The 14,697-nt window shown below is 65.2% G+C and carries 12 protein-coding genes; 11 read left to right on the top strand and 1 reads right to left on the bottom strand.

Annotated elements, in window-relative coordinates:
* Window positions 1-1,296, top strand: a complete 1,296-nt coding sequence (locus tag D7S89_RS25275) for a multicopper oxidase family protein (RefSeq protein WP_121281621.1) — start codon at window positions 1-3, stop codon at window positions 1,294-1,296.
* A 98-nt stretch (window positions 1,297-1,394) separates the two neighbouring features.
* Window positions 1,395-1,592, top strand: a complete 198-nt coding sequence (locus tag D7S89_RS25270) for a heavy-metal-associated domain-containing protein (protein WP_183085343.1) — start codon at window positions 1,395-1,397, stop codon at window positions 1,590-1,592.
* 103 nt (window positions 1,593-1,695) lie between these two features.
* Here D7S89_RS25270 and icd read toward each other — a convergent pair whose 3' ends face one another.
* Window positions 1,696-2,952, bottom strand: coding sequence for an NADP-dependent isocitrate dehydrogenase (gene icd / locus D7S89_RS25265; protein WP_121281620.1), 1,257 nt, complete (start codon window positions 2,950-2,952; stop codon window positions 1,696-1,698).
* A 389-nt stretch (window positions 2,953-3,341) separates the two neighbouring features.
* On the opposite strand from icd, the gene D7S89_RS25260 reads away from it, so the two are divergent.
* The 9 genes from D7S89_RS25260 to D7S89_RS27605 form a co-directional block, all read left to right on the top strand.
* Window positions 3,342-3,947: a pseudouridine synthase gene (locus D7S89_RS25260; protein WP_121281619.1), complete on the top strand. Its 606-nt coding sequence runs from the start codon at window positions 3,342-3,344 to the stop codon at window positions 3,945-3,947.
* Window positions 3,948-4,283: 336 nt separating this feature from the next.
* Window positions 4,284-4,481, top strand: a complete 198-nt coding sequence (locus tag D7S89_RS25255; RefSeq protein WP_121281618.1) for a hypothetical protein — start codon at window positions 4,284-4,286, stop codon at window positions 4,479-4,481.
* A gap of 231 nt (window positions 4,482-4,712) precedes the next feature.
* Window positions 4,713-5,189 (top strand): DUF192 domain-containing protein, encoded by a 477-nt coding sequence (locus tag D7S89_RS25250; protein WP_121281617.1) that lies wholly within the window; start codon window positions 4,713-4,715, stop codon window positions 5,187-5,189.
* A gap of 222 nt (window positions 5,190-5,411) precedes the next feature.
* On the top strand, window positions 5,412-7,520 hold the full coding sequence (gene fusA / locus D7S89_RS25245) for an elongation factor G (RefSeq protein WP_121281670.1): 2,109 nt from the start codon (window positions 5,412-5,414) through the stop codon (window positions 7,518-7,520).
* Between the two features lie 290 nt (window positions 7,521-7,810).
* Entirely contained in the window at window positions 7,811-9,478 is a 1,668-nt protein-coding gene (locus tag D7S89_RS25240; RefSeq protein ID WP_121281616.1) for an ABC transporter substrate-binding protein, read from the top strand.
* A 10-nt stretch (window positions 9,479-9,488) separates the two neighbouring features.
* Entirely contained in the window at window positions 9,489-10,514 is a 1,026-nt protein-coding gene (locus D7S89_RS25235) for an ABC transporter permease (protein WP_121281615.1), read from the top strand.
* Window positions 10,511-11,395, top strand: coding sequence for an ABC transporter permease (locus tag D7S89_RS25230; RefSeq protein ID WP_121281614.1), 885 nt, complete (start codon window positions 10,511-10,513; stop codon window positions 11,393-11,395). Before D7S89_RS25235 ends, D7S89_RS25230 begins: the two co-directional genes overlap by 4 nt.
* Window positions 11,392-13,494, top strand: coding sequence for an ABC transporter ATP-binding protein (locus D7S89_RS25225; protein WP_121281613.1), 2,103 nt, complete (start codon window positions 11,392-11,394; stop codon window positions 13,492-13,494). Before D7S89_RS25230 ends, D7S89_RS25225 begins: the two co-directional genes overlap by 4 nt.
* A gap of 347 nt (window positions 13,495-13,841) precedes the next feature.
* Window positions 13,842-14,697, top strand: an 856-nt coding sequence (locus D7S89_RS27605; protein ID WP_220702204.1) for a hypothetical protein, incomplete at its 3' end; no start/stop codon positions are given.

Raw genomic sequence — 14,697 nt, 5'->3', positions numbered from 1 at the left:
ATGGTGTCACGTCGAATGTTTTTGAGCGGCTCGGGCGCCGCGCTGCTCGGTGCTGCACTCGTCAGCAAGGCCGGCGCCGCATCGCTGCCCGAGGCCCCGACGATGGCGAGCGCAGTGATGCAACCGCCGCTCGCCCCGCCGAACGGCCGCCCGTACAGGCCGGTCGCGACGCTGAACGGCTGGTCGCTGCCGTGGCGCATGAAAAATGGCTGGAAGGAGTTTCATCTGATCGCCGAGCCCGTCGTGCGCGAGATGGCACCCGGCATGAAGGCGAATCTGTGGGGTTACAACGGCCAGGCGCCCGGCCCGACGATCGAGGCCGTCGAAGGTGACAAGGTCCGCATCTTCGTGACGAACAAGCTGCCCGAGCACACGACCGTGCACTGGCACGGCATGCGGTTGCCGTGCGGCATGGACGGCGTGGGCGGCCTCACGCAACCGTACATCCCGCCCGGCAAGACGTTCGTCTACGAGTTCGAACTCGAGAAGCCCGGCACGTTCATGTATCACCCGCACGCGGACGAAATGGTGCAAATGGCGATGGGCATGATGGGGGCATTCATCGTGCATCCAAAGGTGCCCGGCACGCTGGCAGTCGATCGCGACTTCGTGTTCCTGATGTCGGCCTACGACATCGACCCGGGCAGCTTCACGCCGCGTGTGAACGAGATGACGGACTTCAACATGTGGGCGTGGAACGCGCGCGTGTTCCCGGGTATCGATCCGCTGCCCGTGCGCGCCGGTGATCGCGTTCGCATCCGCATCGGTAATCTGACGATGACCAATCACCCGATTCACCTGCACGGCTACAGCTTCGAAGTGACCGGCACCGACGGCGGCTGGGTCCCGCCCGGCGCACGCTGGCCGGAGGTGACGGCCGACGTCGCAGTAGGGCAGATGCGCGCGATCGAGTTCACGGCCGACCGCCCCGGCGACTGGGCCTTTCACTGCCACAAGTCGCATCACACGATGAATGCGATGGGTCATCAGGTGCCGACCTTCATTGGCGTCGATCAGCGCGATCTCGCCAAGCGCATCAACAAGCTCGTGCCCGACTACATGGCAATGGGCAGCACGGGAGGTTCGATGGGCGAGATGGAGATGCCGCTGCCCGAGAACACGCTGCCGATGATGACGGGCACAGGCCCGTTCGGCGCGCTCGAAATGGGCGGCATGTTCAGCGTCGTGAAGGTGCGCGAAGGGCTCGGCCGCGACGACTATCGAGACCCCGGCTGGTTCGAACATCCGAAGGGCACAGTCGCCTACGAGTACACAGGCGAGGCACCTGGCGCTTGAACGTTGCCGTTGCACAAGCAACCGTAACGAGGCTTGACCTTCCCATCGCGGGAAGGTCCACGATGGCACCGCTCTACCAACGAACGGAGATGACGATCATGGAATTGCAAGTGAACGACATGACCTGCGGCCACTGCTCGAGCGCGGTCACGCAGGCAGTCAAGCGCGTCGATGCGCAGGCGAGCGTGGACATCGACATGGCGACGAAGACGGTACGCATCGAATCGACGCAGCCAAGCGACGCGTTCGTTGCGGCGATCGAGGATGCCGGCTATCAGGCGCTCGTACGCGCGTAGTCAACGCTCATCGGCGCTCATGCCGCACCAATGAAAAACCCCGGCGGCACTTGCGCGCACGCCGGGGTTCGCCGGATCGCTCCGGCCACGCGTCGAAACGCGCTTACATGTTCTCGATCAGCACCTGACCGAAGCCCGAGCACGACACTTGCGTCGCGCCTTCCATCAGGCGTGCGAAGTCATACGTGACGCGCTTTTGCAGGATCGACTTCTCCATCGACGAGATGATGACGTCGGCCGCTTCGGTCCAGCCGAGGTGACGCAGCATCATTTCGGCCGACAGGATTTCCGAACCCGGGTTCACGTAGTCCTTGCCTGCGTACTTCGGCGCCGTGCCGTGCGTCGCTTCGAACATCGCCACCGAATCCGACAGGTTCGCGCCCGGTGCGATACCGATGCCGCCCACTTGCGCAGCCAGTGCGTCCGAGATGTAGTCGCCGTTCAGGTTCAGCGTGGCGATCACGTCGTACTCGGCCGGACGCAGCAGGATCTGCTGCAGGAACGCGTCGGCGATCACGTCCTTCACGACGATCTCGTTGCCCGTCTTCGGGTTCTTGAACTTCATCCACGGGCCGCCGTCGATGAGCTCGGCACCGAATTCCTTCTGGGCCAGCGCGTAGCCGGCGTCGCGGAAGGCACCTTCCGTGAACTTCATGATGTTGCCCTTGTGCACGAGCGTGACCGAGCGGCGATCGTTGTCGATCGCGTACTGGATCGCCTTGCGCACGAGACGCTCCGTGCCTTCGCTCGAAACGGGCTTGACGCCGATACCCGACGTTTCGGGGAAGCGGATCTTCTTCACGCCCATTTCTTCGCGCAGGAACTTGATGACCTTCTTCGCCTGCTCCGAGCCGGCCGCCCATTCGATGCCGGCGTAGATGTCTTCCGAGTTCTCGCGGAAGATCACCATGTTGGTCTTCTCCGGCTCACGCACCGGCGAAGGCACGCCCTTGAAGTACTGCACGGGGCGCAGGCACACGTACAGGTCGAGATCCTGACGCAGCGCGACGTTCAGCGAGCGGATGCCGCCACCGACCGGCGTCGTCAGCGGACCCTTGATCGAGACGACGTACTCCTTCAGCACTTGCAGCGTTTCTTCGGGCAGCCAGACGTCGGGACCGTACACCTTGGTCGCCTTCTCGCCCGCGTAGATCTCCATCCAGTGGATCTTGCGCTTGCCGCTGTACGCCTTTTCGACGGCCGCATCGACGACCTTGATCATCACCGGCGTGATGTCCACGCCCGTGCCGTCACCTTCGATGTAAGGAATGATCGGCTGGTCGGAAACGTTGAGCGAAAAGTCCGCGTTGACAGTGATTTTGTCACCGCCCGTCGGAACCTTGATGTGCTGATACGGCATGATCGACTCCAGTGTTGACTGTGCAAGTGAGTACAGATGGAAACCGCGAAACCGGACGCCTCGTCTCGCTGCGCTTGTTCGTTCGCGTTGTCTCTCTAATGCATTGACGCGGCCGCGCGAATGCGGCTGGATCGCTATTCTAGCCCACGTCGCCCGCGCGCAAGCGCCACGACGACATGCGTTGGACGGACGGCATCGGACAGGCGGTGATGCCTGCCTCGGCCCCGTGAAACGGTTCGACAGCGCGCGGACAGAGACAGCGGCCAGTCTTGGGTCTTATATAAGACAAAAGACTTGTCGTTCCGTATTATGCATTAAGATTCCGCCATTTGCCATAGCGGGCGGCCCGCATGCGGCCGTCCGCGCCTTGCCCCTCATCGTTTCCAGCCATGCGTCTCATCGCCCTGAACAAGCCGTTCGGCACGATCTGCCAGTTTTCGCCGCACGAAACGCGCGCCTCGCTCGCGGATTGGGTGAAGGTGCCCGGCATCTATCCCGCCGGCCGCCTCGACGCCGACAGCGAGGGTTTGCTGCTGCTGACCGACGACGGCACGCTGCAGGCACGCATCGCCGAGCCGCGCCACAAGCTCGTCAAGCGCTACTGGGCGCAAGTCGAGGGCGTACCCGACACAGCGGCGCTCGCTGCGCTGACGCGTGGCGTCGACCTCGGCGACTACGTCACCCAGCCGTGCCGGGCGCACGTCATCGAGGAGCCCGGCACGCTGTGGCCTCGCGTGCCGCCGGTCCGCTATCGCGCCGCCATTCCGACGACCTGGCTCGAGCTCGCGATCACCGAAGGCAAGAACCGCCAGGTGCGGCGCATGACGGCGGCTGTCGGCTTCCCGACCCTGCGCCTCGTCCGCGTCGGGGTCGGCGCGCTCGACCTCATGACGCTCGGCCTCGCGCCCGGCGAATCGAAGGAGCTGCCGCCTCGCGCACCGTGGGACGGATTGGCCGGACGCCCCCGAGGGGCTACGCCGAAATCGGCCAAATAACGACTAACTCTTTGTTCGAAATGGATTTTTTCGAATTTCCCCAACGCATTTCGGGCGCGCCGGATTGCGGCTGATAAAAATCCCGAAAATGTCGTCAACCGGCTGCGCGAGTCGCGCGTTATTCGACGCAGATGCCGCTCGAAGCTATCCGGCATTAGCCCACCGGGCATTCGAACCGACCTGTTTCTGCAGGATGGGGCGACCAACGGGAAGCTCGCAGACGCGTCGGCAAAAATGTTTGATGCGGCTGTCAACCGAAAGGTGGATGGCACGTTTACCGTCTTGACTCATTGACCGGGTCATTTGGTTAATTAACTAAAGCTGAGGATTCACAAAATGAACAAACTGATCGCCGCTCTGGTTGCTGGCCTGTTCGCAACGGCTGCTTTCGCACAAGCTTCGGCTCCGGCTGCTGCTTCGGCTGCTCCGGCAGCTGCTGCTTCGGCACCGGCAAAGAAGGAAGTCAAGAAGCACGCTAAGAAGCACGCAAAGAAGGCAGCTAAGGCTGAAGCCGCTTCGGGCGCTTCGGAGTAAGGCTGTTGTAACAACGCAGTCAAGAATTAGCAGTACTGCCGTTCTTTACGGCGTTGTAAGGCAGGTCGTCGCAAGGCGCCTGCCTTTTTCTTTTGCTTTTGCCGTTCCTGTTTTTGCGCGCGCCGGTCCCGCGCCTTTGCGTCGGCGAGCGCTGCTCGCGTAACATGCGCGAGTTCCCCGTCAGTCTGTTCTGCAAGGAGTGATCTCGTGCGACTTTTCGCCCGTTCGTGGATGGCCCGCCTCGCCTGCGCCGCGGCGCTGCCTCTTGCTTGCGCCGCCGTGGCGCTGCTCCCTCACGCCGCCCTCGCGCAGATCCCGCCCGGCGCCAAGCAGCCCGGCGAGTTCCCGCACGTCAAGCTGACCACCGGCATGTTCGTCATCGATGCCGGCGTCGCCGCCAACGACCCCGACCGCGAGCAGGGGCTCATGTACCGCACGCAGCTCGCCCCGAACGAGGGCATGCTGTTCGTGTTCGGCGAGAACGCCGTGCACTGCTTTTGGATGAAGAACACCTTGATCCCGCTGTCGATCGCGTTCATGCGGGCCGACGGCACGATCACCGACATCGACGAAATGCAGGCCGAAACGACCAACAACCACTGCCCGCGCAACAACGGCGTGTATGCGCTGGAAATGAGCAAGGGCTGGTTCTCGGCGAAGGGCATCAAGCCGGGCATGAAGATCGACGGCCTGCCGCGGCCGCAATAACGGCGCTCCTGCCTGCCCCTACCCCTGCCGTGTGTGCGCTTGCCGACGACGCCCGGTCGTTCGCGAGCGCCCGCCGCGTCCCCTCCCGCCCTGGCCTGCCGGGAAGCCTGCAAAAGCCGTTGCCAAGCGCTATGCTTTTAAGTCTGCAACACTGCATGCGACGCGCAACGCACGAGCATGACGCTCGGCTTCACCGCGTCGCCCACTCCCAAGGAGATCGACGTGTCCCGCAAGACTCCCATCGAGCGCTACCGGAACATCGGCATCAGCGCTCACATCGATGCCGGCAAAACCACGACCACTGAACGCATCCTGTTCTATACCGGCGTGAGCCACAAGATCGGCGAGGTTCACGACGGCGCGGCGACCATGGACTGGATGGAACAGGAGCAGGAGCGCGGCATCACGATCACCTCGGCAGCCACCACGGCCTTCTGGAAGGGCATGGCCGGCAACTACCCCGAGCACCGCATCAACATCATCGATACCCCGGGCCACGTCGACTTCACGATCGAAGTCGAACGCTCGATGCGCGTGCTCGACGGCGCGTGCATGGTCTACGACTCGGTGGGCGGCGTGCAGCCGCAGTCCGAGACGGTCTGGCGCCAGGCGAACAAGTACAAAGTGCCGCGCATCGCGTTCGTCAACAAGATGGACCGCGTCGGCGCGGATTTCTTCCGCGTGCAGCGGCAGATCGGCGAGCGCCTGAAGGGCGTCGCCGTGCCGATCCAGATTCCGGTCGGCGCCGAAGATCACTTCCAGGGCGTGATCGACCTCGTGAAGATGAAGGCGATCATCTGGGATGACGAAAGCCAGGGCGTGCGCTTCGAGTATCGGGACATTCCCGACGACCTGAAGGCGACCGCCCAGGAATGGCACGAGAAGATGGTCGAAGCCGCCGCCGAGGCCAGCGAAGAGATGCTCGAAAAGTACCTCCACGACCACACCTCGCTGACGGAAGCCGAGATCAAGGCCGGCCTGCGCAAGCGCACGATCGCCAACGAAATCGTGCCGATGCTGTGCGGCAGCGCGTTCAAGAACAAGGGCGTGCAAGCGATGCTCGATGCGGTCATCGACTACCTGCCCTCGCCCGTCGACATCCCCGCGATCCTTGGCCACGACGAGCACGACCGCGAAGCCGAGCGTCACCCGAGCGACGACGAGCCGTTCTCCGCACTCGCGTTCAAGATCATGACCGACCCGTTCGTCGGACAGTTGATCTTCTTCCGCGTGTACTCGGGCGTCGTCAATTCGGGCGACACGGTGCTGAACTCGACCAAGGATAAGAAGGAGCGCCTCGGTCGCATCCTGCAGATGCACGCGAACGAGCGTAAGGAAATCAAGGAAGTCTTCGCAGGCGACATCGCGGCCGCCGTCGGCCTCAAGGAGGCGACGACGGGCGACACGCTGTGCGCGCCCGACAAGTTCATCATCCTCGAAAGGATGGTGTTCCCCGACCCGGTGATCTCACAGGCCGTCGAGCCCAAGACGAAAGCCGACCAGGAGAAGATGGGCATCGCACTGAACCGTCTCGCGCAGGAAGACCCGTCGTTCCGCGTGCAGACCGATGAAGAATCGGGCCAGACGATCATCTCGGGGATGGGCGAGCTGCACCTCGAAATCATCGTCGACCGCATGAAGCGCGAATTCGGCGTCGAGGCGACCGTCGGCAAGCCGCAAGTGGCGTACCGCGAAACGGTGCGCACGTTGGCCCAGGACGTAGAAGGCAAGTTCGTCAAGCAATCGGGCGGCCGCGGCCAGTACGGTCACGTCGTCATCAAGCTCGAACCGCAAACGCCTGGCAAAGGCTATGAGTTCGTCGACGCGATCAAGGGCGGCGTCGTGCCGCGCGAGTACATTCCGGCCGTCGACAAGGGCGTCCAGGAGACGCTCAAGAGCGGCATTCTCGCGGGCTTCCCGGTCGTCGACGTGAAGGTCACGCTGACCTTCGGTTCGTACCACGACGTCGACTCGAACGAAAACGCGTTCCGTATGGCCGGCTCGATGGCGTTCAAGGAGGCGATGCGCCGTGCCAAGCCGGTGCTGCTCGAGCCGATGATGCACGTGGAAGTCGAAACGCCCGAAGAGTTCATGGGCAACGTGATGGGCGACCTGTCGGGTCGTCGCGGCATCGTGCAAGGCATGGAGGACATCGCCGGCGGCGGCGGCAAGCTCGTGCGCGCCGAAGTGCCGCTGGCCGAGATGTTCGGCTACTCGACGTCGCTGCGCTCGCTGACGCAAGGCCGTGCGACCTACACGATGGAGTTCAAGCACTACTCCGAAACGCCGACGAACGTGTCCGAGGCGGTCATCAACGCGAAAATCAAATAAGCCGCGCGGCGGGGGCTTGCGCCCTCGCTTGCACGCTCCCGGCGAGCCCGTCCGTTCCGCTGTCGGCACGGACGGGCTCTTTGTTTGTATCGCCGCATGCGCCACGCGGATGCGTGCCGCCAGATCCGACGAATGCCTGCCGCCCGCGAGGGCGCTGGCTCGCGAGGCCCGCGCATCCGCTCGCGCGGTGCAAGTCGCGCTACACTGCATGCGCATTTCGTCGTCGTAGTACCGATCGTCGCACTGTGCGTTGCCCGCACGCCTTTTCAACGAAACGGAACACCTCACCGATGAAGACTCCCGCCGCCTTGCGCCTCGCACTCGAAGCTGCCCGCCGCGATTGCGGCGAGCTCGGCAACCACGCCGTCGACGAATACCTGGCGCAGCGCCTCACGCGGCGCGATCTGCTGCGTTATGCGGGCGTGATGGGCTTGTCCGGCATCGCGCTTGCCGCCGGGGGCCTTGCGGTCCCGCGCAGCGCACGCGCGCAGACGGGCGCACCGACGAACGCGACGATTCGCGTCGCCCACCTGACGCCGGCCGGCGCCGTGGATCCCCTGACCGTCACCGACGCCGCCGGCCTTGCGCTGATCGCGCAGACCGGCGAATTCCTCATCAACGACGAAGCGGACCCGCCCAGACTCACGCCGGCGCTCGCCCTGTCGTGGGCGCCCAATGCGAAGGGCGACGTATGGACGTTCAAGCTGCGCCGCAACGTCAAGTTCCACGACGGCCGGCCACTGACGGCAAAGGACGTCGCGGCGACGTTCGATCGGCTGGCAGATCCTGCAAGTGGCTCGGCAGCGCTCTCGGTGCTCAAGGGCGTGCTGTCCAAAGGCGGCTCGCGCGTCGTGGACGACTACACCGTGGCGTTTCATCTCGATGCGCCGAACGGCAACTTTCCGTATTACGTGTCTTCGGACAATTACAACGCCGTGATCCTGCCGGCCGACTTCAACGGCAGCTACGAGAAAAGCTTCATCGGCACGGGACCGTTCAAGCTCGAAAAGTACCAGCCGAAAGTCGGCGCGTCGTTCGTACGGAATCCTGATTATTGGGGCGAAAAAGCGCTGCTTGCGCGCGTGCAGTTCTCGTTCTACGCCGACCAGCAGGCCCAGATCCTCGCGCTGCAGGGCCGGCAAGCCGACGTGATGGGCGACTTCACGGTGCAAGGCGGCGCAGGCCTGCTCAATCATCCCGAGTTCGTCGTGCAAGGGGTGAAGTCGAGCGCGCATCGGCAGATTCATATGCGCTGCGATACGGGGCCGTTCAAGGACAAGCGCGTGCGGCAGGCGCTCGCCTTCGCGCTCGACCGTGAAGCGATGGTCAAGGGCCTGTTCAAGGGACGGGCGGTGCTCGGCAACGACAGCCCGTTCGCGCCGGTGTTTCCTTCAACGGATACGTCGGTGGCGCAACGCCGGCTCGACGTGGCGCACGCCAGGCAGCTGCTCGCGCAAGCCGGTTACCCGAACGGGCTCGACGTCACGTTGACTACCGAGAAGTTCATGGAGATTCCCGATCTCGCCATCGTCGTGCAGAACGCCGCGAAGGCGGTCGGCATTCGCATTACTTTGAGGATCGAGACGCAGCAGCTCTATTACGGCGCCGGCACGTTCGGGCGCTCCGACTGGCTCGATGCGCCGCTCGGCATCACCGACTACGGCCATCGCGGCGTACCCAATGTGTTTCTCAACGCCCCGCTCACGAGCAACGGGCCGTGGAACGCCGCCCACTTCAAGAGCCCGCAATACGATGGGCTCGTCGCGCAATTCGTCGGTGCGATCGATGTCGGTTCGCAAAGGCGCATCGCGGGGCAAATCGAAACGCTGCTGCTCGACGAGACGCCCATGGCCATTCCGTACTTCTTCGATCAGCTCATCGCTATGCGCAAGAACGTGACCGGCGTACGCTTCACGGCGATCTCGCAGCTCTACTTCGATCGCGCGACGCTCACTTGATAGGACGCGCATGAGCCGTTTCCTCACGACCGCCGCGGCTTTCGTCCATCGCGCCCATTTCGCCGGCGGCAGCGGCCTGCGCATGGCCCGCTTTCTCGCGGGCCGGCTGGCGCTGTCGGTCGTCACGCTATGGCTGCTGTCGGTCATCGTGTTCGCAGGGGGGCAGTTGCTACCCGGCGACATCGGCCGGGCGATCCTGGGCCCGCTCGCCGATGCCCAGGCCGTGGCCGCGCTCGATCATCAGCTCGGCGCGGACCGGCCTGCGCTCGCGCAGTACACGACGTGGATGGGACACATGCTGCGCGGCGACATGGGCATCTCGTACGCGTTTCGCACGCCCGTCGCACCGTTCATCGCCAGCGCGCTCGCCAATTCGGCCAAGCTCGGCGCACTGGCCTTCGTCGTGGTCGTCCCGCTCGGCATCGCCGGTGGCGTTTGGGCCGCGCTGCATGCCGGGCGATGGCTCGATCGCGCGCTGATGATCGTCGGCTTGTCGGCGACTGTCGTGCCCGAATTCGTCTCGTCGATCGTGCTGATCCTCGTCTTCGGCATCTGGTTGGGCTGGCTGCCCACCGAAGCCGCCTACCCCGACGATGCCGGTCCGCTGACGGCGTTGCGGCATCTCATCTTGCCGGCACTGCCACTCGTGTTCGTCTTCTTCGGCTACATCGCGCGCATGGCGCGGGCCGGCACCGTCGAGGCGCTCGATGCCGACTACACGCGTACGGCGATCCTCAAAGGCTTGCCGCGGCACGTCGTGATCGTGCGACACGTGCTGCGCAACGCACTGCTGCCCACCATCACCGTCGCCGCGACGCAGCTCGGCTACATGGTGGGTGGGCTCGTGGTCGTCGAGACACTGTTCCACTATCAGGGCATCGGTTCACTGATCTTCAACGCGGCCACCGCCAAGGACTTTCCCATGCTCGAGGCCGGCGTGCTGACCGTCGGCATCGTCTATACGCTCGCCAATCTGCTCGCGGACACGCTGCTCGTCGCGCTCGATCCGCGTCTGCGCATCGGAGGGGCCGAATGAGCGGGCCAGGCGAATCGACCGTCCATGCAGAGGGTGTGCCGCGCGGCGCACCCTCACCGCGCTTCGAGGTGTTGCGCGCGCTCGTGCGCTCTCCGGCCTTCATCGTCGGCGCACTGATCGTCACGTTCTGGATCGGCTGTGCGCTGGCCGGGCCGCTCGTCGTGCCGTACGATCCGTACGCCTCCGACCCGCTCAATTCGCTAAGCATGCCCGATCGTGTGCATTGGTTCGGCACCGATCAACTGGGGCGCGACATTTTCTCGCGCGTGATCGTCGGCGCGCGCGACATCCTCACGATCGCGCCGCTCGCCACGCTCGTGGGTACCCTCGCCGGCACCGCACTCGGTCTTTTCGTCGGCTACTTCGACGGCTGGCTCGACAACGTGGTCGGCCGCCTCATCGATGCGTTGCTCGCCTTGCCGCTCGTCATCGTTGCACTGGCCGCGCTCGCGGCACTCGGCGCATCGAATACGACGGTCGTGCTCGTGATCGGCCTCACGTTCATGCCGATCACGGCGCGTACCGTCCGCACCGCCGTCTTCGCGGAACGCCACCTCGACTACGTGGCCGCAGCCCAGCTACGTGGCGAGCGCGCGCTCTACATCATGTTCGCCGAGATCCTGCCGAACGTGCTGCAGCCGATCGTCGTCGAAGCGACCGTGCGGCTCGGTTATGCAGTCTTCGCCGTGGCCACGCTGTCGTTCCTCGGCTTCGGCATCCAGCCGCCGTCGGCCGACTGGGGGCTTGCCCTGTCCGAGTCCTACTCATTGATGACAGGCGGCGCGTGGTGGACCGTCGCATTCGATGCGCTGGCGATCGCCACGCTCGTCGTCGGCGTCAATCTGATCGCCGATAGCGTGCAAGGAGCCCTCGATCGATGAGTGCCGCGTCACAGATGTCGTCCCCCGGTTTCGATGCGGCCGCGCCGACGTCCGAACCCGATGCGCTGGCCGTCGTCGGCTTGACGTGTGTCTATCGCGTGCGCGGGCGCGACCGTGAGGTGCTGCACGACGTGTCGTTCCGCGTCCGGCGTGGCGAAGCTTATGGGCTCGTCGGCGAATCGGGCTGCGGCAAGTCGACGGTCGCGCTCGCCGCCCTCTCGTATCTGCCGAGAAACGGCAGGATCACAGCGGGCCATATTGCGATCGCGGGACGCGACGTCGCCACGCTCGATGCGAACGCGCTGCGCACGCTGCGTGCGACGACGATCTCGATGGTCTATCAGGATCCGGCCCGTGCGCTCAATCCTTCACTGCGAATCGGCCGCCAGCTGTCCGAAGCATTCGAGGTAGCAGGCACCACGCGTAGCGAAGCGCGCGAGCGCGCGTTGCGGATGCTGGCACGCGTGCGTATCGCATCGCCCGAGCGCGTGATGGAGTGCTATCCGCATCAGCTGTCGGGCGGCATGCAGCAGCGAGTCGTGATCGCGATGGCACTGGCGAGCGCACCGGCGCTCCTCGTGCTCGACGAGCCGACGACCGGGCTCGATGCGACCGTCGAAGCCGAGGTGCTCGACCTGGTCGCGAAGCTGCGCGAAGAAACGGGCACCGCCGTGCTGTTCATCAGCCACAACCTCGCGGTGATCAAGCGTATGTGCAGCCGCGTCGGCGTGCTTTACGCGGGGCGGCTCGTCGAGGAAGGCGCCACGCGCGACGTGTTCGCCGCGCCGCGTCATCCGTACACGGTCGGCCTGCTGCGATGCCTGCCGGGCGTCGAGCGCAGCAAGGATCACGATCGGCTCGATACGATCGCGGGCAGCCCGCCACCGCCCGGCGCCCCCATCGAAGGCTGTGCCTTTGCCAATCGCTGCCGCCTCGCCGACGAGCGCTGCTCGCGCGAGGCGCCGCCGCCGCATCGGTTCGCGGCCGCGCACGGTACGCAGATGTCGCGTTGCCACTACTACCTGCGTGCGACGACGTTGCCACGTGCCGTCGAGGCGCAGCAACACGTTACGGCGCCCCCGGCCGGTGCTCCGGTCGAGCCCGTGACACGTGTCGCGCTGCGCGCCGCGCATCTCTCGAAGACGTTCGTCGTCTCCGGCGAACGGCTGCGCGCGGTCCATGATGTGTCGCTCGAGCTCAGCGCCGGCGAGACGCTGGGTCTCGTCGGCGAGTCGGGCAGCGGCAAGACGACGCTCGCCAAGCTGCTCGTCGGCCTGCTCGCGCCCGACCCCGGCGGTGAGCTGGAGCTCGACGGCAAACCCCTGCCGCCGCGCGTCGACCGTCGCGACGACGAGCAGGTCAAGTCGTTGCAAATCGTGTTTCAGAACCCGGACTCGGCACTCAACCGGGCTCATTCCGTGCGGCATCTGATCGGGCGAGCGCTGTCGAAGCTCGGTGCGCTGCGTGGCCGGGCACACAATGCACGGCTCGTGTCGCTGGTCGACGCGGTACGGCTGCCGCAGCGCTATCTGGGCGCCCGCACGCGGCAGCTGTCGGGCGGACTCAAGCAACGCGTCGCCATCGCGCGCGCGTTTGCGGGTGAGCCGCGTGTCCTGGTCTGCGACGAACCGACCTCGGCGCTCGACGTGTCCGTGCAGGCGGCGATCCTCAATCTGCTGACGGACTTGCAGCGCGAACGCGGCGTCAGCTACGTCTTCATCTCGCACGACCTGCACGTCGTGCGCTATGTCTCCGATCGTATCGCCGTGCTCTATGTCGGGCGCCTGCTCGAGATCGGTTCGGCGCGCGACGTGTTCGAAGGCCCACATCATCCGTATACCGAAGCATTGCTGTCGGCAGTCCCCACGTTCGACCAGCCCGACGGACACGACGCGCGCATTCGCCTGTCGGGCGACCCGCCTAGCGCGCAAACGCCGCCTTCCGGCTGCGTCTTTCACACGCGTTGCCCGCGCAAGCTCGGCGCCGTCTGCGAGCAGCACGACCCGGCGTTTGCCGACGCCGGCAACGGGCACGCCATCCGCTGTCACATCCCTGTCGACGAGTTGCGCGTCATGCAGCGCGTCGCTCGCCGCACTTGACGCCACCCTGCTCGCGCCCGTCGCTCTGCACCGCGTTTCACCTTTGAAACGTTTTTGACCGATTCGGTTGCCGCGGTACCGGCCGCTTGACGCCGATGCCTCACGTAGCGTGGAACTGCGCCCGCTGGCACGGTTATCGCGAGGCCGCGTACGCATGGCCGCAAACGGGTGCGTCCATCGCGAACGTAAAAGCCGCTGCGCCGGACCGCGCACGCGCAAGTGCTCGACCTCATCTGGCATAGCTGACCACGTGCCGATCCGTTCGCAAAAAGAAAGATGCTGTGCGCACCCGTCGCGCAATCGGGACATGGCGGCACTGGATCGCCGTTCCCATCGGGGAGCTCATGATGAAAAACGTCGGAAACATCGATTTCGATAAGCACAACTACGCATTTTCTGGGTTGCGGGGTGCTTCTCTTGTCGGGCTGCTAGCCCTCGCTTTTTCCAGCAATGCTCAAGCCGTCTCGCTCGGCAACGTCATGGGTGGTTGGGTGGCTGCAAGCAGTGCATCCATGCAGGCTGATCAGGCCTTCACACGCCGCGCCGATTCCACGAGCGCGAGCACGCGCCCGACTGCGAAGAGCCCGGTGGGCAGCACGCCGTACGCCGCCGCTGGGGATGGCGATGCCGAGCGTGCACTCGCCGTCTCGCGGTGCCGTGACGATGCCGATCCCAATGCATGCGCACAGCTGATCGATAGTGCGAGCCAAGACGGGCTCGCAACCAGCGGACTGGGCGGGACGAGCAGCGGTAGTTCCGATAGCGGCAGCGGCGATTCGGGCGCTGGTCTGAGCGGTGGAGCCGGGGTTGGAGGCGGAGCACCCGGAGGTGGAAGCGTAAGTGGGAATAGCGGTACCGGTGGCAACACTGGCGGTCACAGCGGTGGTAACACCGGCGGTGGCGGTGTCGTTGGCAGCACGGGCAGCACTGGCGGAACCGGCAGCAGCAGTCACGGTGGTGGCACTGGTGGAAGTGGTGGCACTGGTGGCACTGGTGGCACTGGTGGCAGCGGTGGCAGTGGTGGCAGTGGTGGCAGTGGTGGCAGTGGTGGCAGTGGTGGCAGTGGTGGCAGCGGTGGCAGCGGTCACGGTGGCGGCAGTGGCGGCAGTGGCGGCAGTGGCGGCAGTGGCGGCAGCGGCAGCGGCGGCGGCGGCGGCGGCGGCAGCGGCAGCGGCAGCGGCGGCAGCGGCAGCGGCGGCGGCG

It is taken from the genome of Trinickia fusca, assembly GCF_003628145.1.
Taxonomy (GTDB): domain Bacteria; phylum Pseudomonadota; class Gammaproteobacteria; order Burkholderiales; family Burkholderiaceae; genus Trinickia; species Trinickia fusca.
Note: the sequence above shows the minus strand (reverse complement) of the source record. Positions and strands in the feature narration are given on the sequence as shown.